This is a genomic window from Geobacter sp. (genome assembly GCF_030834625.1).
GTDB lineage: Bacteria > Desulfobacterota > Desulfuromonadia > Geobacterales > Geobacteraceae > Geobacter.
Window position 1 is genome coordinate 1 of record NZ_JAUQXO010000026.1, and the last position, 16,835, is coordinate 16,835.

Genomic DNA, 16,835 nt, shown 5'->3' on the forward strand with positions numbered 1-16,835 from the left:
CAGCGGCGGCGGAGCAAGAATCGTGGACAAATTTGTTGAGCGTAAAACCACGCTCAAAACTGGGGCAGCGCCGGTCAGCTGCGCGACCGGGCACCACCTTAAACTCGACGGTTTATTGTCTTGACTATAGGGTCCACTCAAGGGAGAGGCTACGAGGTTCTGACCAAACCGGAAAAGATTTTTCTGGAGAACAGCAACCTGATGTATGCCATTTCCGAAGAGGTAAATATAGGTTCACTCCGGGAACTGTTCTTCGTTAATCAGGTTCGCAATGCCACAACTGTTCATCCTCATCTGGTGGAGAGTGCCATCGAGGTGTCCGCACGAGGAGATTTCATAGTTAAGGGGCGTCATACCTTCGAGATCGGTGGCAGGATTCCGAGCAGATAAGCGGCATTGAAAACGGTTATGTGGTGGCTGACGATATCGAGGTAGGCTTCAAAAACAAGCTGCCGTTGTGGTTAATTGGATTCATTTATTGATGCGACATAACTATTGCGAAGTTATGAGCTTCTAACCCCCGTCCATTACAGGTGAAACTGGACCAAATGATCCAGGAGCGGGAGTTTTCTCACCCGAAAATCCTCGGAGTGCCTCTTGGTGAGAAGATGCGCTTGGGCGCCAGGCGGATTAAATCGGGCCAATCTTCTGTGCTCCGACAATATTGTCAAGAACGAACTGGTGGCCCGCTCTTGACAAGACCACAATATGTTACAATTGCGCACACTCGCTCTGTCTGTTCGGCAGCAGCGGTAACTCGGCCTGGTTGGTCATCGAAGGAGTGGATCGCATGGGTCACCTCGTTGGAAAAGACATCTTTCGCGAGCTTGGCAGGAAGATCGACGGAATGGAGATGCGGACACCGTGGAATGAGCGGCTCCACGCGATCCTGAAGAAACTGTATACTGGCGAGGAAGCCGATGTGGTCATCAGGATGCCCTACGGGCTATCCACCTTCGAGCAGCTGGAAAGGGCCACCGGATATGAAAAGGGCAGCTTGCAGCGGGTTCTCGATGGGTTGACGGGGAAAGGCCTGGTTGTGGATTTGTGGCTACACGGAGCATATCACTACGCCCCAGCTCCCCTCGTGGTTGGCATCTTCGAGTTCACCATGATGAGGATGGGGCCGAATGCCAGCAGTAAGGAATGGGCACGGCTCTTCCATGACTACATATCTGTGGATGATTCTTTCCTAGCGGCAAACTTCGGCCATGGCGAACAGATATCTTTCGTGCGGACCTTGCCGTACAGCGACGCGGTGAATGCCTCTGACTATGTGGAAATCCTCGACTATGAAAAGGCATCGTCACTGATTGCACAATCGGACAGATTCGCCATCGGAATCTGAAGCTGCCGTCACGAGAAGATGCATCTTGGTGAGAAGTCCTGCGATGTGCCCCTGGAAAGTTGCACCCAGTTCGGATATGCGGCAGATTTCATGATCAGGCACAACCTGGCCCGTGAAGTGAGCAGGTCCGAAATGGAAGATCATTTTGCACGGTCAAGGGAGTTGGGTCTGGTGATGGCCGCGGACAATGTCCAGAAGAACATGAAGTTCGTCTGCCACTGCTGCAGCTGCTGTTGCAACGTCCTGCGGGGGATCAGCGTGCACGGCTATCCGAATTCCCTGGTCACCTCCACCTACCTGGCCGAGATCGACGCTGAGAGCTGTGTCGGTTGCGGGAAATGCGCCAAGGCTTGCCCAATCGAGGCAATTTCAGTGGTTGCCCTGGAACATACTGAAGCGAGGAGAACAAGGGATGTACGAGTCGATTCGTCCATCTGCATTGGCTGCGGCGTCTGCGCCCTTGGATGTCCGATCAGGGCCTGCCGGCTCGGGAAACGCGGGTAAACACCGCCAGCCCATACAGAACAATGGACACCCCCAGCAGGATGGTGCCAAGCTTCAGGACGGCAAGGAGATACGCGGCGGTCTGCACTGCAAAGACCAGCGCCAAGCCCCCTTACCTGGCGGGCGGCAGTTTTGTGATAATCGGCCATCGGACATCAATATCCAGGTAAAGCCACACACATACTTACCTACTGCCAAAGACTAGCCGGAGAAACGCCGCCCCTTGGGACAGAATCCTCCGACAGGGATGCCGACCTCCATCGCCGCATCCAGACCGGCCCGGTCGACCCCATCTGCCCGCCTGAGATGATTTTGTCGAGAATGGGATGCATCTACTCGGCCCCGGTCAGTGCAATCTCCTGGCTGCATTCGCCAGTAGAAATAGTGATCCAGCCATGCAACAGCATATTCCCTCACGCGAAAAAAGCCTTGAGCGAATTCTTTCGGGAGGATTTGCCTTCCTCCGTGAGAAGCACTCAAGGCTTTCCCGAGCCTTGAACGGTCTAAGCGGTGATGTCCAGAATCCTGGAGTGACCGTTCAAAGCTCTTTTCAAGCCCTGCGTGGTTTCATCCTTTTTGACGTGTACTGACCAAAAAGGGAACCTCGCAGGGCTTGCCAGCCTTGTTCATTCATGGTCATAGAAGGTTTTTTACGCCTTTGATGAACTACGAATTTTTCAAGGCTGGAAAAGCTTCGCTGACTTTCTTATCGATGACTTTTATTGTCATCGGCAAGTGGTCATTGAGGCTTTGACTTAAGTGTACCCTCCAGTTTGGGGGTGTCAATCGGCTTCAGAAAAAAAATCCCCTTCCTCTTCAGCCGCCCGCCCCCGTCACTCGGGGAGGAAGCGGTCGCTCTCGTCCTTCAGATTGACCCCGGAGAAGCCGAGCTGGCGCGCCATCGTCAGGAGATAGGCGAGCCGGCGGGCCGCCTCGTCGTAGCTGAGCCCCCCGGGCCGCACGTTGGAGATGCAGTTGCGCTCGGCGTCGGTGCGTCCCACCCGTGGCGCGTGGGTGAGGTAGATGCCGAGGCTGTCCGGGGAGCTCAGGCCGGGGCGCTCGCCGATCAGCACCACCACTTGACCGGCGCCGAGGATCTCCCCCACTTCGTCGCCGAGGGCGACCCGCCCCTGTTCGGCGATGACGACGGGGGCCAGGCGCCACCCCGGCAGGTGGGGGATGACCGCCAGCAGGAGCGGCACCGCGTGGGATGCGACCGCGCACGAGGAGAGCCCGTCGGCCACGACAAAGACGAGGTCCGGGTCGGGGCCGGTCAGCCCCTGCAGGCGTTCGCGGCTCGCGTCGTCGAGTCTTCGCCCCAGGTCGGGGCGGCGGAGATAGGTCGAACGGTCCACGGCCGCGCTGTGGACGGTGACGTTTGCGATGCCGGCCACCGCAAGCCCCGCCGCCATCTCCCCGCAGGCGAGCGGCAGGTGGACGGCATCGCGGGCCTGGGCGTAGGCGAGCCCGAACTCCAGCGCCGCCCCGGTCGGGAGGCTCACCCCTGCCCGCCCGAGGGCGATGCGGGCCCGGGTGAAGCGGCGCAGTTGCAGCCACGGATCGTGCTCTATCACCGGTTTCATGCTCCCTCCGCCAGGGTCCGGACGTGGGCCAGGAGCGGCTGGCCGGGAGACGGCGCCCTGAGCCTTCCCCGCTCGTCGGCGATCTCCATCCGCTCCAGCCACGCCTCGAACTCGGGGGCCCGCCGGAGCCCGAGCACGGAGCTGACGTAGTGGAGGTCGTGGTACGAGGTGCTCTGGTAGTTGAGCATGATGTCGTCGGCCCCCGGGACCCCCATGACGAAGGCAACCCCGGCCACGCCGAGGAGGGTGAGGAGGGTGTCCATGTCGTCCTGGTCGGCCTCGGCGTGGTTGGTGTAGCAGACGTCGCACCCCATGGGGAGCCCAAGGAGCTTGCCGCAGAAATGGTCTTCCAGCCCGGCCCGGATGATCTGCTTGCCGTCGTAGAGGTACTCCGGGCCAATGAAGCCGACCACGGTGTTCACGAGGAGCGGTTCGAACCGGCGGGCGACGGCATAGGCGCGGGCCTCGCAGGTCTGCTGGTCCACGCCGTGGTGGGCGTCCGCCGACAGGGCGCTCCCCTGCCCGGTCTCGAAGTACATCACGTTGTCGCCCACCGTCCCGCGCCGGAGCGCCCGCCCCGCGTCCCACGCCTCCCGCAGGAGCGCCAGGTCGATGCCGAAGCCAGCGTTCGCCTTCTCCGTCCCGGCGATGGACTGGAAGACGAGATCGACCGGCGCCCCCTGTTCGATCGCCCTGATGGTGTTGGTGGCGTGGGTCAGCACGCACGACTGGGTGGGGATGTCGAAGCGGCGGCGCAGTTCGTCGACCATGGTGAGGAGGGTGATGATGGTGGGGAGGGAGTCGCCGGCCGGGTTGATCCCGATCACCGCGTCACCGCTGCCGTAGAAGAGGCCGTCGAGGATGGAGGCGGCGATCCCCTGCGGGTCGTCGGTGGGGTGGTTGGGCTGGAGCCGGGCCGAGAGGCGCCCGGGAAGGCCGATGGTGTTGCGGAAGCTGGTGACGACCCGGCACTTGCGCGCCGCCAGGATCAGGTCCTGGTTGCGCATGAGCTTGGAAACCGCCGCTGCCATCTCGGGGGTAACCCCCGGCGCGATCCGGGTAAGGGCCTCGCTGTCCGCCCCGTCGCCCAGGAGCCAGTCGCGGAAGCCCCCCACCGTCAGCGAGCCAATCTCCCGGAACGACCCGGCGTCGTGGCCGTCGACGATGAGCCGCGTCACCTCGTCCTCCTCGTAGGGGATCACCGGCTCTTCGAGAAAGCGGGCGAGCGGCACCTCGGCCAGGCAGAACCGGGCGGCCATCCGCTCCTCGTCGGTCGCTGCCGCAACGCCGGCGAGGAAGTCGCCCGACCGGCCCGGGGACGCCTTGGCGAGGAGGTCCCTCAGGTCGGAGAACGTGTACGTCCGTATCCCTATGGTCTGTGAATAGCGCATGGTTCCGGGCTCCGGCTCCTCTGCCGTCAGACCTTCTCCTCGATCCGCATCGTCGTGCACCCGGCATCCACCGTGGTTTCGAACTTCGAGTGGTGGGTCCCGCCGGGCTTGTCATAGGCCTGGACTGCGTCCAGCCACTTGTCCACGAATTTGCTGGCAGCCTCGGCATCCTTCTTCCCCACCTGCGTGAAGAGGTTGTCCACGCACTCTTTCTCGCTCTTTCCCGTGCTGGTGAGCCCGACGAGGAAATCATGGTACGGCTTGAGCTCGCTGTTGACAAGGTTCTTGAGATCGGTCACGTGTTCCTGCTCGTGGCTTCGCACTTTCTTGCACAGGGCGGCACTGTCGGGTTTTCCCTTCATTTCCACCGCGATGTCCTCTCTCTTCCCGGCGCAGACCGTGGGGGGACTTCCGAGGGTGGCCGGAGGGTACGAGCCGGCCCACTTGCCATGATCCGGTTCCGTGATCGCCCTCACCTCGGCGGAAACGGTGATCGTGAGGTTGTCCGGGGTGACCTTGCACGTCTTCCCGTCCTTGGTGTCGGAAAACGTGAAGGTCTGGGGCTGGAGCGCGTTGAAAACCGCCTCCTTGTAATCCTTCTTGATGGCGTGGCCGGGGAGGACCGTCCCGTTCAGGCTGGGAAGGGTGCTCCCCAGGATGCTCCTGCCCCCCAGGACCAGGGGGATGGGGTCGGCCAGGATCGGAGTCGGCTGGGTGAATTCGATCTTGCGCTGCAGCACGTTGTCTTCACGCTGCAGCGTATGGACCAGCTCGTGCGCCAAGAGGCGCCTCCCCTCCTCGGTGGCCGGACGGTACTGTCCCGCGCCGAAGACGATGTCGTTGCCGCTCGTGTAGGCGAGGGCGTTGATCGACCGCGCCGATTCGGCGGCCATTCCTCCGTCATGGACCCGGATCCGTCCGAAATCCTGCCCGAAGCGCTCCTCCATGGAAGCACGGACCGCCGGGTCGAGGGGGCGGCCGGGGGAGCGGAGCACCTCCCGGACGAGCGGCGTCACTCTGGCCTCTCCCTCGCCTCCGGCCCGGGAGCCCACGCGCCCGATGCCGACTCCGACGACTTCCGGCCGCCACGGAGCACACTCCTCCCCGCGGGCGTCCGCGGGCGGGAGCTGCGGCTCCGGCATCCGCATCACCTGTTCGGCGATCCGCTCCGCCTCCAGCTCGCACGGGTCTCCCGGAACGCTGACCGCCACTCCGCTCAGCCCGGGAGCGGCAGGCCCACCCCCGGCATCTCCCCTCAGGATCTCCTGCACGGCACGGTTCCCGGTCGTCCGCTGCAGGGTGAGGAGCGGGTTCGGATCGCGGCTCTGCCCGGCCCAGCTCGTGCGGGGCAACAATGACCGGATGGACTCTGGTTTCGGTACGAAGGTGCGCATGCCTTGCCCCTTTCGTTCGAGTGCCTCCTTCCCCTTTTTCAGGGAATGAGGGCGTTCACCTTGGCGGCGCAGATAAAGTCGTTCTCCGACAGGCCGCCGATGGCGTGGGTCGTGTAGCGGACCCGGCAGGAGCGGTACGACACCTCCAGGTTCGGGTGGTGGTTCTCGCAGTGGGCGACCCAGGCGACGGCGTTCACGAAGGCCATGGTCTGGCACCAGTTCTTGAACTCGAACCGCCTTGCGATAGAGCCGTCCGCGTGCTCCCATCCCGGCACCCCGGCCAGGAGCCGCCCGACCTCCTCGTCGCCGAGGGAGGGCGTTCCCTCTTCGCACGGCGTGCAGCGCTTTGCAGCCAGATCGATGACATTCCCGGCCATGGTCAACCTCCCGTTCGTGGTGGATGCTTAAAGTTTACCCGATCGGCAGGAGTCTGCCCGCACGAAAAAAGCCCATAGAGGAAAGCAGTTGACAACCCCCAGATTTTTTCGATTTTGATGTATGCTGTCTGCCATGAAGCTCATCACCATCCCCCTGCGCGACTTTGCACTCCCCTCTCCACGCACCGGAAGCATCGAAGCCCATTCAGGTTACGGACGCTCGGCCGCCGATGGGCAGGAGATTCACCGCCGCGTACAGAAGAAAAGGGCCAAGGCCGATCCCCTGTACCAGGCCGAAGTGCCGGTTAGCGCGTTGTTCGACCGGGAGGGGCCTTCGTGGTCGGCCCACCGCTCCCCAACTACGATCTCGAACGGGAGGAGATGAGAGAGTATTACCAGCGGCGGTACGGCGCCGGTTTCGCCTATGCCTACACGATTCCCTCCATGGCCAAGGCGGTACAGGCCGCCGGGAGAGTCATCCGCTCCGAGACCGACCGCGGACTTATCATCCTGATGGACAGCAGATTCACGGAATCGAGCTACAGTCAGTCGATGCCGACCGACTGGTTCGACTCCGATGTAACGGAACTGGTTTCAGAGAGCATCCTAAAGGAGGTTGCGGCGTTCTGGGAGCAATAAACAATAAAGGGTATGCAGCTAACCCTTTTGGCACTGGCATCGTCAGTCGCAGCAGGGTTGCCCTCTCCGTAAAGTGTTTGATGTATGAAGTGAGATCGGTCATTGCTTTACATTGATATCTGCCAGTCAGCTTGGCAACTTGGAAAGGCTGACCCGTTATCCGCCTGACCCTGCATCCGCCTCTTTTCGCTTAATTGATAAATTGAATTGTGAACCCGTCAATTGTCGGTCAATTCATTCGATAATTGACGGGGAATTGATGTAAAGCTGTCAATTCATGCAATGAATTCCAGCGAGCGCCAGCCCCCAGCTGCTCGTCGATCTCCTCCATGCTTTGGAAGACGATCTCAGGCGGGCGCTCCCGGTAGCGCTCCACCTTGGCGGCCGGGTTCCTGTCCCCGGGCATCCGGATCCCATACTGGTTCATTGCCCAGTTGTAGAGGCGGATCAGTAGCTCGCGATAGCGGTTGGCGGTCTTGGGCACGATCCCCGTATCGCGGACCTTGGCAGCGATGTAGTCGGCGATGTCGCGGGTTATGATCTGTTCGAAATGGAGCGTCTCGATGTGCTTCTCGGGACGGCTCGAGGGGCACTTGCGGGCCTTGGCGCTGATTCGCGCGTTTTATATGTGGAGTTCGGGGGCGATGGGACCGAAGATGGCCCGCAGGTACGAGACGATCTTGTCGGCGTTTTTCGGCTGCTTGGTGGCATATAGGTGATTGGTGAAGGCGGAGAGGACCGTCGGCAGCGGGTTCCTCGTGGGGAGGGGGATGTCGTCGCCGCGCAACAGGGACGATTCCAGCTGGCGCAGCTTCTCCTTGGCGATCTGGGGGATGGAGGTGTGGAGATTTACCCGTTTCTGCTTGCCCAAGTAGTACTGGGCGTAGTAGGTCTTGCCGCGCTTGATGAGACGTGCCATGGGATTGCGACCTCAGGCAGGCCCCTTCGGGGGTCAAAAAAAACCGTAGTGTACAAAATAGTGTACAAATGGCTCTTTTGGACACAAAAAAGGGACTTGCCGGTTACGCAAGTCCCTGAAATGATTTGGTTGCGGGGAGAGGATTTGAACCTCTGACCTTCGGGTTATGAGCCCGACGAGCTACCAGACTGCTCCACCCCGCGTCACAAGAGATTCTGTTTATACTACGACATACCACTTGAGTCAACAAAAAATTTTACTATTCAGGAATAATTATTGCTCCCTTGCCGATTTGGTTCACTAGGTTGCCGGCTGCGGCCTGATCCATCTGTTTTCCCACCCTTATGCGATACCATGTTCCTTTGCCAGCGACGGGAAACTCAACAACATAGGCGGCAAAACCCTTTTCCTGAAGCGCAGCCTTGATGGCCTCTGCCTCCTTGCGCTCCTTTGCTGAAGCAACCTGAACTGAAAATTTACCCTTGGCTGCGGTGGGATTTTTCGTCGAAACCACTTTAGCAGCATCTCCAGTCCCTTTTTGACGTTCAGCGGTATCCGAAACCATACTTCTGTTCTGGGATGAAACTGGCGATGCAGGACTCTCGGCCTTTTGTACGGGCCTGACATCTACCTTCTGTGGTTGTGCCTGATCCTTTCTGGACGGCGCATCAACTGGAGGTTTTGGCGGAGTGGCGCTGTGTATCTCCGGTCGTTTTGGATTAATGCCACTTCCGAGGATGCCTTTCCCCCCTTTGGGGAGCGTCTCGTAAAAAGTCAGGGATGGTTCCACCGGCAAAGGTGGCGCATTCTGCTGGGCAGGCACAGCATCCTTACCGTCCGCTGCCTGCGATGCAGGATTATTGGTTCCCTGGGCTGCCGACTGAGGCATTGGCGCGCTGTTCGATTTGAGGTTGCGAGGAGGGAGCAGAAAACGGTCTGTCAGTATCCCCAAGGCAAAGGAAAAACACGCAACAGCTCCAAAGGCGACCACAAAAAGGCCGACTGGTTTCGATTTTGGCCGGTTTTTGTTAACCGGTTTCCGTTCACGATAGTCAATAGCCATAATACGTATCCTGCTACATCTTCTCCGGAGCCGACACTCCAAGGAGCGCAAGGCCATTCTTTAGGACCTGAGCGACACATTTGAGGAGGAAGAGCCTCGCTGCACTGAGATCCTTTTCCTCGGTAATGACGCGGTTCCTGTTGTAGAAGGAGTGGAAAGCTCCCGCCAGTTCCTGAAGGCAGTAAGTGATCCGGTGGGGTTCAAAGGCGAGGGCGCTCCCCTCCACCACCTCGGGGAATGAGCCGAGCAGCTTGACCAGTGCAATCTCTTCAGGAGTGCCAAGCAATTCAACGTGGGCATCGGCATAGACGGGGACGGTGAATCCCCGCTCGGCAGCCGTGTCGAAGATGCTGCAGATCCGAGCGTGGGCGTACTGGACGTAATAGACCGGGTTTTCGAGGGATTGCTGTTTGGCAAGATCAATGTCGAAGACAAGTTGAGAATCGGGCTTGCGCATAAGGAAGAAGAATCTGGTGGCGTCACGCCCCACCTCATCAATCAGATCACGCAAGGTAACATAGCTGCCGGCTCGCTTGGATATTTTAACCTCTTCGCCGCCACGCATGACCGTAACCATCTGATGGAGCACATATTCCGGCCACCCCTGTGGAATGCCCGCATTAAGGGCCTGCAGGCCAGCCCGCACCCTGGTGATTGTACTGTGGTGATCGGCCCCCTGCTCGTTGATGACCCGGGTGAATCCCCGCTCCCACTTGGCCAGGTGGTAGGCGACATCGGGGACGAAATAGGTGTAACTCCCCTCCGACTTGCGCATGACCCGGTCCTTGTCGTCGCCAAAGTCGGTGGTTCGCAGCCAGAGGGCACCGTCCTGTTCGAAGGTATGGCCGTTCTCGATGAGGCGACGGACCACTTCTTCGACACGCCCCTCAGTATAAAGGCTCGATTCGAGCGAATAGACGTCAAAGTGGACATCAAAGGCCAAGAGATCCTGATCCTGTTCGCGTCGCAGATAGGCAACGGCGAAGCGGCGGATCGCATCGAGATCGTTGGGGTCGCCGGCGGCGGTAACGTGCTGGTCGCCGGAGTCGACGGTTTCACGATCGAGGTAGGAGCGGGCCACGTCCCTGATGTAGTCACCCTGGTAACCGTCGGTCGGCCATCGGGGATCCCCCGGCTCGATGCCAAGGCAACGGGCCTGAACCGAGAGAGCCAGACTGGCGATCTGGGCGCCGGCATCGTTGTAATAGAATTCGCGGGTTACATCCCAACCGGTGGCTGCCAGCAGACGACAGATGGTGTCGCCGATGGCCGCACCACGCCCGTGGCCAATATGGAGAGGACCCGTCGGGTTGGCGCTCACAAACTCCACCTGCACCTTCCGCCCTTCCCCAATGGTACTCAGACCGAAACTCTTCCCCTTCGCCTCGACGGCAGCGAGTGTCCGGCTCCAGGCGTCGTTTTTGATTCTGAAATTGATGAAACCGGGGCCCGCAATCTCGATTCCCCCGATGATCCCTTCAGCACTATCATTGATATGCGCGACGATCGTCTCCGCGATCACGCGCGGCGCCTTTCGCTCGGCCTTTGCCAGGGACATGGCGACGGTGCAGGCGAAATCGCCATGTTCGGCATGGGCCGGTTTTTCTATGACGATGGCCGGCATCTGGTGCGAGGTAAGGGAACCGTCGGCAAAGCACCGCTCGATACCCTCAGCCACCAGAGAACGAACCCTATCCTTCATTGATCCCTCCAGTTGGTTCATTGCTCGCTGTCAGTTTCTTCGTCCGGGACTTTGATGGAAACGTCACGGCTGAAATCGGGACAGCGCGCGCCACCATCGGTGACGCAGAATTTCTTGGCGCAGGTTTCGCGCCAGGCGCAGACGGCACATGCCTGTCTCTTGGAACTGCTCATGGTCACATCTCCTGAGTACAAAAACGGAAAGAGCGGATTCTCTCCGCTCCACCCTAGCGCTTCTTTTCGCCCGCCGATGAAACCGGCTGATGGGGTTTTGGTTGTGCCTTGTCCCCCGCAGGGAACTGATAGACAACCTCGTTGGGGCGGACGAGGCCGAAATCCTTACGGGCAATGCTTTCCAGGTACCTCCGGTCGGTCTTGAGCGCCTCGATCTCCCGCTTGAGATTCTCGTTCTCTCCCCTGGTCTGGGTCACCTTCTCCGCGATCTCTTCCTTTTCTCTGCTCAGATGATAGATGCGCAGAAGTCCCCGTTCACCGAAAACAGTGAAGAAGAGTATGAAAAGTATGCAGCCGGCGGGGACGAAGTACATCCGCTTCCGCATGCTTCCTCCAGGGGTTACGATGCGGCACCGAGGCCGGAAAAGTAGTCGACGGTCTTTTTTAGTCCCGCCTCCAGCGGCACCAGTGGCTCCCATCCGAGCGTAGTCCGCGCGAGGGTAATATCGGGCTGGCGCTGTTGAGGGTCATCGGAAGGGAGCGGCTTGTAAACAATCTGCGAATGGGATCCGGTGAGCGCGATAATTCGCCGGGCAAACTCGATAATGGTTGTTTCGACGGGGTTACCGAGGTTGACCGGCCCTATGAACCCGTTGCAAGACATCACCCGGACGAGCCCTTCAACCAGGTCGCTCACGTAGCAGAAGGAACGGGTCTGACTACCGTCGCCGTAGACCGTTATGTCTTCTCCCTTGAGCGCCTGAACGATGAAGTTCGATACCACCCGGCCGTCATGCTCCGCCATGCGGGGGCCGAAGGTATTGAATATCCGGACGATACGGATGTCGACTCCGTTCTGGCGATGATAGTCCATCATAAGGGTTTCAGCGACCCGCTTCCCCTCGTCGTAACAGCTCCGGATCCCGATGGGGTTCACGTTCCCCCAGTAGGTCTCGGGCTGCGGGTGTACCTGGGGATCGCCGTAGACCTCCGAAGTGGATGCCAAAAGAATCGGCGCCCGCACCCGCTTGGCAAGGCCAAGCATGTTGATGGTCCCCATGACGCTCGTCTTGATGGTCTTTACCGGATTGTACTGGTAGTGGACCGGCGAGGCAGGACAGGCGAGGTGATAGATCTGGTCCACCTCCAGGAGAATCGGTTCGGTTATGTCGTGACGAATCAGCTCGAAACGGGGGTTGCCCAAAAGCGCCAAGATGTTGTTCTTGCTCCCCGTAAAAAAGTTGTCGAGACAGAGAACCTCATGGCCATCGTTCATCAACCGTGCACAGAGATGGGAGCCGATAAATCCCGCACCGCCGGTTACCAGGACGCGCATTGCTCTCCCCTACTTACTGCTGAAGCCTGAACCGTTGCGACCGATGGAATGGTATGTGAAACCGATCTCCCGCATCCGCCGGGGATTGTAGAGGTTCCTGCCGTCAAAGATGACCGGCGCGGCAAGGCTCGCGCTGATACGCTCGAAGTCGGGATTGCGATACTCGTTCCACTCGGTGATGATGGCCAGGGCATCGGCATCCTTAAGAATCTCGTACTGGTTGGTGCTGCTGTAGGATATCCGGTCGCCGAAGATCTTCTTCGCTTCCTTGACCGCTTCGGGGTCGTGGGCGCGAACCGTGGCTCCCATTTCGAGGAGCCTGCTGATGATGACGATGGAGGGAGCCTCGCGCATGTCGTCGGTGCGGGGTTTGAAAGAGAGTCCCCAGACAGCGATGGTCTTCCCTTCGAGGGAAGTTGCTTCGTTCTCCCGAGAGAAATGAGCAATCATCTTGTCAATGAGAATCCCCTTCTGCCGCTCATTGACTTCCTCCACCGCCTTCAGTAGAACAAAGTCGTAGTCGCATTCATCGGCAGTCTTGATGAGGGCCTTTACGTCCTTGGGAAAGCACGAGCCCCCGTAACCGACGCCGGGGAAGAGGAAATCGTAGCCGATCCGGGAGTCCGAGCCGATCCCCTCGCGCACGGCCGCCACATCTGCACCCATCCGCTCGCAGAGGTTGGCCATCTGGTTCATGAACGAGATACGGGTGGCGAGCATGGCATTGGCGGCGTATTTGGTCATCTCGGCGCTCTGGACGTCCATAATGATCAAGCGATTGGTCTTCCTCATGAAGGGTGAGTAGAGTTCCTTCATGATCTCGGCGGTACGGACGTTGTCGGCACCAATGACGACCCGGTCAGGCTTCATGAAGTCGTCGATGGCGGCGCCTTCCTTGAGAAACTCCGGGTTCGAAACCACATCGAACTCGTAGGAAACGCCGCGACGGTCGAGCTCTTCCTGTGTCGCCTGCCTCACCTTGTCAGCGGTGCCGACCGGTACCGTCGACTTGTCGACGATGATCTTGAAGCCTTCCATGGTGCGGCCGATCTCCCGGGCAACGGCCAGGACGTGCTGGAGGTCGGCCGAGCCATCCTCGCCCGGCGGGGTGCCCACGGCAATAAAGCAGACAAGGGATTCTTTTACCGCTGAATCCAGGTTGGTGGTGAAGGAGAGGCGTCCATCGGCGCTGTTGCGGAGCACCAGCTCCTTGAGCCCCGGTTCGTAGATGGGAAGAATTCCCTGCTTGAGTCCTTCAATCTTCTCTTCGTTCACATCAACACAAATGACCCTATTGCCGCTTTCGGCGAAACAGGTCCCCGCCACAAGGCCAACGTAGCCAGTCCCGATGACACAAATTTTCACTAATACAGTCCTCCATTCAAGTTTCAGCTGCTAAATATAGCATGGAAAGAGTCGCAATTTCCAGAGTTTTTCCTCCACAAAACCCCTTGATTACATCACGTCTGACGCATGTTTGACTTTCCCTGGCCCGGAGATACTCTTTGTTTCAGGAAGTGGACCGGACACCAGACATCACATACAGTCAGAGCGGTTAGCCACAGTCAGCCAAGCCGGCCCCAAATACAGGTATCTGGCGGTGCTCCTAAGGAGGTGCTCCATGAAGAAACAGGGAATACTTGCCCTCATGGCATTACTTATGGCTCTTTCGGGCTGTACCCATGTCATCAGCGATCAATCACGCATACTGGTGGATCCCGCCGTTACCTACACCATGCTGAAGAATAACCCTGATTCACTTGTCGGGAAGTATGTTCTGCTGGGAGGCGTGATCGCCGGCGTCAAAAACACCAGTGAGGGAAGCCAGTTGGAAGTGATGCAGGTCGGTCTCGATGCAACCGGCATGCCTGAGGACACGTTTCGGACCGAGGGAAGGTTTCTCGCTATCACGGACTCCTTCCTCGACAGCATGATCTTCAAGCAGGACCGTCTCGTTACCCTGGTCGGAGAGGTGAAAGGGAAAAAGATCATGCCCCTCGACGATGTCGACTATACCTATCCGCTCGTAGCCATCAAGGAAATTCACGTCTGGAAAAGTTACGACTACGAGAAAGGCTACCCTTACCCTACTCCGCCACCCTACTACTATTATGATCCCTACTACTACGGCTACTGGCCAGGGCCTTACTGGTACCGCCCCCTGGGGCCCGTTTACCGACGCTGGTAAATCCGTCTTCCAAGCAAAACAGGACGGGTCCCACGACCCGCCCTGCTCTTTTCTCAACACCTACGTTCCTGCCGTCTCACTTTCCCAGCAGAAGCTCCATGAGCCTGAACCCTTCCTCCACCACGAAACCACAGGCCCTGGCCGTATCTTCGTCATACCCCGAAACCGCACCGTTTTCCGATTCCCCACCTTCGTAGAGGATGAAAGGGACCGGTGCGTCCGTATGGGTTTTGAGCCTGATGGGCGTGGGATGATCGGGGGTACAGAGGATGCGGTAGGAGCCGAAGCGCCTGATCCCGTCCATGATCGGTCCCACGACCCGGGCATCGAAGTCTTCGATGGCCTGGAGTTTGTGGGCAAGATTCCCCGAGTGTGAAGCCTCGTCGGGTGCCTCCACATGAAGGTAGACGTAGTCGTGGGTTTCCAGGGCCTCCAGGGCGGCCTGCACCTTCCCCTCATAGTTGGTGTCGATGTAGCCGGTGGCCCCGGTGACCCGGATCACGTCGAGCCCTGCGCCAATGCCGATTCCGTTGATGAGGTCCACCGCAGAGATGACCGCGCCGGTGAGGCCGAACTTTTCCCGGAACGACTCGATCCGGGGAGCTTTGCCGTGCCCCCACAGCCAGATGGAGTTTGCCGGCACCTTGTCTGCCTCCAGGCGCTTGCGGTACTGGGGGTGATTATTGAGGATCATCTGGGAAGAATTCATCAGGTTGATTAGTCGCTCGGCCCCCTCCCCCTTCGGGAGATAGTCGAGGATGCTCTGCCCGGAAATGTCGTGGGGGGGGGTGGCGGTGATATCGCACTTGCCATTGCGCCAGACCATGAGGTGCCGGTACCCCACACCGGGGTAGAACTGGAATTCGTCGCCGCCGATCTCCCGCTGGATTGCCTCAATGAGCTCCCGCCCCTCCTCTGTGGATATGTGGCCAGCCGAGTAGTCGCGCATCACGAGGGTACCCCGGGTCGGCTGCAGATTCACGAGATTAACCCGAAACGCCACGTCATCAGGGCCCAGGTGAACCCCCATGCTTGCCGCTTCGAGAGGTGAGCGCCCCGTGTAGCAGGTGCGCGGGTCATAGCCGAACACCGAGAGGTTGGCCACATCGCTTCCCGGGGGAAGCCCCTTCGGCACGGTATGGGCGAGCCCGATCCTTCCCCGCCGGGCCATGGCATCCATGTTCGGCGTCTTCGCAGCCTGCAGGGGTGTTTTTCCGTCCAGTTCCTTCACGGCCTCGTCCGACATCCCGTCGCCGAGCAGCACGATATACTTCATTACCCTGTCCTTTCGTGGTGAGTTATTCATGTATTCCTGTCCCAGCCTCTGCCCTATCCCCGCGGATGGAATTCCTCATGGACCCGCTTCAACCGCTCGCGGGTCACGTGGGTATATATCTGGGTCGTCGAGAGATCCGCATGGCCGAGCATGGTCTGCACGCTCCGGAGATCCGCACCGTTCTCCAGAAGATGGGTCGCAAACGAATGGCGGAGCGTGTGGGGGGAGATCGTTTTCCTGATTCCCGCCTCCAGAGCCCGTTTTTTGATTATATTCCAGAACGCCTGCCGCGTCATCCGGTCTCCGAGCCTGGTGAGGAAAAGATAGGAATTGCCTCCGCTCCGATCCATGGCGGGCCGCGCGTCGGACAGATACCGGGAAACTGCGGCACAGGCCGATTCTCCCATGGGAACGAGCCGCTCCTTCCCCCCCTTGCCGAAGGCCATGAGATACCCGGCGGTCACGTTCACGTCACGCATTCCGAGGCTCACAAGCTCGGACACCCGAAGCCCCGTTGCGTACAGAAGTTCCAGCATGGCCCGGTCCCGCACATCCTGGCTGCCGTCACTGCCGGGGGCGGCCAGAAGCGCCTCCACCTCCCGGCCGGTGAGAACCTGGGGAAGCTTCGCAACGCTCTTTGGCGCCTCGATGATGGTGGTGGGGTTAGCCTCGGCATATCCCTCCACGAGAAGAAACCGGTGGAACATCCGCACACAGGAAAGGGCACGGGCCCGGCTTCGGGGTGCGAGTCCCCGTTCCTTGAGAAGGGCCAGGAAGTCGGCCACGTCCACGGCGCGGACCGCCGCCGGTTCGCTGCTGCCGCGCTCCTCAAGGAAGTCCAGGTACCGGGCCATGTCACGGCCATAGGAATCGAGGGAGTTCTTCGCCAGTCCCTTCTCAACCAGAAGGTAGTTCAGAAAGAGATCAAGGAACTGGTTCACG

The 16,835-nt window shown here is 59.5% G+C and carries 19 protein-coding genes, 1 tRNA gene and 1 pseudogene; 5 read left to right on the forward strand and 16 right to left on the reverse strand.

Features of this window, described 5'->3' with window-relative positions:
• Nucleotides 1-790: 790 nt before the first annotated feature.
• Entirely contained in the window at nt 791-1,348 is a 558-nt protein-coding gene (locus tag RCH91_RS06465; RefSeq protein WP_306533793.1) for a hypothetical protein, read from the forward strand.
• Between the two features lie 90 nt (nt 1,349-1,438).
• The gene (locus tag RCH91_RS06470) at nt 1,439-1,852 is read left to right on the forward strand and encodes a 4Fe-4S dicluster domain-containing protein (protein ID WP_306533794.1); all 414 of its coding nucleotides are present in this window, start codon (nt 1,439-1,441) and stop codon (nt 1,850-1,852) included.
• Between the two features lie 213 nt (nt 1,853-2,065).
• On the opposite strand, the pseudogene RCH91_RS06475 reads toward RCH91_RS06470, so the two are convergent.
• From RCH91_RS06475 to RCH91_RS06495, 5 genes and pseudogenes are all read right to left on the reverse strand, one after another.
• A pseudogene (locus tag RCH91_RS06475) lies at nt 2,066-2,184 on the reverse strand (YpsA SLOG family protein); the annotation flags it as partial.
• 501 nt (nt 2,185-2,685) lie between these two features.
• Nucleotides 2,686-3,435, reverse strand: coding sequence for an ethanolamine ammonia-lyase subunit EutC (gene eutC / locus RCH91_RS06480; protein ID WP_306533796.1), 750 nt, complete (start codon nt 3,433-3,435; stop codon nt 2,686-2,688).
• A complete protein-coding gene (locus RCH91_RS06485) occupies nt 3,432-4,826 on the reverse strand; it encodes an ethanolamine ammonia-lyase subunit EutB (protein WP_306533797.1) in 1,395 nt (464 codons plus the stop codon). Before RCH91_RS06485 ends, eutC begins: the two co-directional genes overlap by 4 nt.
• A 26-nt stretch (nt 4,827-4,852) precedes the next feature.
• On the reverse strand, nt 4,853-6,220 hold the full coding sequence (locus tag RCH91_RS06490) for a DUF4157 domain-containing protein (protein WP_306533798.1): 1,368 nt from the start codon (nt 6,218-6,220) through the stop codon (nt 4,853-4,855).
• A gap of 38 nt (nt 6,221-6,258) precedes the next feature.
• Entirely contained in the window at nt 6,259-6,597 is a 339-nt protein-coding gene (locus RCH91_RS06495; RefSeq protein ID WP_306533799.1) for a 4a-hydroxytetrahydrobiopterin dehydratase, read from the reverse strand.
• A 133-nt stretch (nt 6,598-6,730) separates the two neighbouring features.
• Between RCH91_RS06495 and RCH91_RS06500 the strand changes: the two genes are divergently transcribed.
• Both RCH91_RS06500 and RCH91_RS06505 read left to right on the forward strand, forming a co-directional pair.
• On the forward strand, nt 6,731-6,982 hold the full coding sequence (locus RCH91_RS06500; protein ID WP_306533800.1) for a hypothetical protein: 252 nt from the start codon (nt 6,731-6,733) through the stop codon (nt 6,980-6,982).
• Nucleotides 6,934-7,236, forward strand: coding sequence for a helicase C-terminal domain-containing protein (locus RCH91_RS06505; protein WP_306533801.1), 303 nt, complete (start codon nt 6,934-6,936; stop codon nt 7,234-7,236). Before RCH91_RS06500 ends, RCH91_RS06505 begins: the two co-directional genes overlap by 49 nt.
• A 229-nt stretch (nt 7,237-7,465) precedes the next feature.
• Here RCH91_RS06505 and RCH91_RS06510 read toward each other — a convergent pair whose 3' ends face one another.
• The 9 genes from RCH91_RS06510 to RCH91_RS06550 form a co-directional block, all read right to left on the reverse strand.
• Nucleotides 7,466-7,720, reverse strand: a complete 255-nt coding sequence (locus RCH91_RS06510; protein WP_306533802.1) for a hypothetical protein — start codon at nt 7,718-7,720, stop codon at nt 7,466-7,468.
• 138 nt (nt 7,721-7,858) lie between these two features.
• Nucleotides 7,859-8,155, reverse strand: a complete 297-nt coding sequence (locus tag RCH91_RS06515; protein WP_306533803.1) for a hypothetical protein — start codon at nt 8,153-8,155, stop codon at nt 7,859-7,861.
• Between the two features lie 126 nt (nt 8,156-8,281).
• Nucleotides 8,282-8,358: transfer RNA gene (locus RCH91_RS06520), tRNA-Met, on the reverse strand.
• A 56-nt stretch (nt 8,359-8,414) separates the two neighbouring features.
• Nucleotides 8,415-9,218 (reverse strand): SPOR domain-containing protein, encoded by an 804-nt coding sequence (locus tag RCH91_RS06525; RefSeq protein ID WP_306533804.1) that lies wholly within the window; start codon nt 9,216-9,218, stop codon nt 8,415-8,417.
• A gap of 13 nt (nt 9,219-9,231) precedes the next feature.
• Entirely contained in the window at nt 9,232-10,920 is a 1,689-nt protein-coding gene (argS, locus tag RCH91_RS06530) for an arginine--tRNA ligase (RefSeq protein ID WP_306533805.1), read from the reverse strand.
• 17 nt (nt 10,921-10,937) lie between these two features.
• A complete protein-coding gene (locus RCH91_RS06535; RefSeq protein ID WP_306533806.1) occupies nt 10,938-11,093 on the reverse strand; it encodes a hypothetical protein in 156 nt (51 codons plus the stop codon).
• 53 nt (nt 11,094-11,146) lie between these two features.
• A complete protein-coding gene (locus RCH91_RS06540; protein WP_306533807.1) occupies nt 11,147-11,479 on the reverse strand; it encodes a septum formation initiator family protein in 333 nt (110 codons plus the stop codon).
• Between the two features lie 14 nt (nt 11,480-11,493).
• Nucleotides 11,494-12,429 carry a UDP-glucuronic acid decarboxylase family protein gene (locus RCH91_RS06545; protein WP_306533808.1) on the reverse strand — a complete coding sequence of 312 codons (936 nt, stop codon included), beginning with the start codon at nt 12,427-12,429 and terminating at the stop codon, nt 11,494-11,496.
• Nucleotides 12,430-12,438: 9 nt separating this feature from the next.
• On the reverse strand, nt 12,439-13,794 hold the full coding sequence (locus RCH91_RS06550; protein ID WP_306533809.1) for a UDP-glucose/GDP-mannose dehydrogenase family protein: 1,356 nt from the start codon (nt 13,792-13,794) through the stop codon (nt 12,439-12,441).
• A 256-nt stretch (nt 13,795-14,050) separates the two neighbouring features.
• On the opposite strand from RCH91_RS06550, the gene RCH91_RS06555 reads away from it, so the two are divergent.
• Nucleotides 14,051-14,617: a Slp family lipoprotein gene (locus RCH91_RS06555; RefSeq protein ID WP_306533810.1), complete on the forward strand. Its 567-nt coding sequence runs from the start codon at nt 14,051-14,053 to the stop codon at nt 14,615-14,617.
• Nucleotides 14,618-14,693: 76 nt separating this feature from the next.
• Here RCH91_RS06555 and RCH91_RS06560 read toward each other — a convergent pair whose 3' ends face one another.
• Together RCH91_RS06560 and xerD are read right to left on the reverse strand one after the other, a co-directional pair.
• A complete protein-coding gene (locus RCH91_RS06560; RefSeq protein ID WP_306533811.1) occupies nt 14,694-15,893 on the reverse strand; it encodes a cofactor-independent phosphoglycerate mutase in 1,200 nt (399 codons plus the stop codon).
• A 53-nt stretch (nt 15,894-15,946) separates the two neighbouring features.
• Nucleotides 15,947-16,834, reverse strand: a complete 888-nt coding sequence (gene xerD / locus RCH91_RS06565; RefSeq protein WP_306533812.1) for a site-specific tyrosine recombinase XerD — start codon at nt 16,832-16,834, stop codon at nt 15,947-15,949.
• Nucleotide 16,835: the final 1 nt, after the last annotated feature.

What these genes read in the sequence shown, in the direction of transcription:
- RCH91_RS06465 (WP_306533793.1), top strand. Translation starts at nt 791, where the DNA reads ATGGGTCACCTCGTTGGAAAAGACATCTTTCGCGAGCTTGGCAGGAAG.
- RCH91_RS06470 (WP_306533794.1), top strand. Translation starts at nt 1,439, where the DNA reads ATGATCAGGCACAACCTGGCCCGTGAAGTGAGCAGGTCCGAAATGGAA.
- eutC (WP_306533796.1), bottom strand. Translation starts at nt 3,435, where the DNA reads ATGAAACCGGTGATAGAGCACGATCCGTGGCTGCAACTGCGCCGCTTC.
- RCH91_RS06485 (WP_306533797.1), bottom strand. Translation starts at nt 4,826, where the DNA reads ATGCGCTATTCACAGACCATAGGGATACGGACGTACACGTTCTCCGAC.
- RCH91_RS06490 (WP_306533798.1), bottom strand. Translation starts at nt 6,220, where the DNA reads ATGCGCACCTTCGTACCGAAACCAGAGTCCATCCGGTCATTGTTGCCC.
- RCH91_RS06495 (WP_306533799.1), bottom strand. Translation starts at nt 6,597, where the DNA reads ATGGCCGGGAATGTCATCGATCTGGCTGCAAAGCGCTGCACGCCGTGC.
- RCH91_RS06500 (WP_306533800.1), top strand. Translation starts at nt 6,731, where the DNA reads ATGAAGCTCATCACCATCCCCCTGCGCGACTTTGCACTCCCCTCTCCA.
- RCH91_RS06515 (WP_306533803.1), bottom strand. Translation starts at nt 8,155, where the DNA reads ATGGCACGTCTCATCAAGCGCGGCAAGACCTACTACGCCCAGTACTAC.
- RCH91_RS06525 (WP_306533804.1), bottom strand. Translation starts at nt 9,218, where the DNA reads ATGGCTATTGACTATCGTGAACGGAAACCGGTTAACAAAAACCGGCCA.
- argS (WP_306533805.1), bottom strand. Translation starts at nt 10,920, where the DNA reads ATGAAGGATAGGGTTCGTTCTCTGGTGGCTGAGGGTATCGAGCGGTGC.
- RCH91_RS06535 (WP_306533806.1), bottom strand. Translation starts at nt 11,093, where the DNA reads ATGAGCAGTTCCAAGAGACAGGCATGTGCCGTCTGCGCCTGGCGCGAA.
- RCH91_RS06540 (WP_306533807.1), bottom strand. Translation starts at nt 11,479, where the DNA reads ATGCGGAAGCGGATGTACTTCGTCCCCGCCGGCTGCATACTTTTCATA.
- RCH91_RS06545 (WP_306533808.1), bottom strand. Translation starts at nt 12,429, where the DNA reads ATGCGCGTCCTGGTAACCGGCGGTGCGGGATTTATCGGCTCCCATCTC.
- RCH91_RS06555 (WP_306533810.1), top strand. Translation starts at nt 14,051, where the DNA reads ATGAAGAAACAGGGAATACTTGCCCTCATGGCATTACTTATGGCTCTT.
- RCH91_RS06560 (WP_306533811.1), bottom strand. Translation starts at nt 15,893, where the DNA reads ATGAAGTATATCGTGCTGCTCGGCGACGGGATGTCGGACGAGGCCGTG.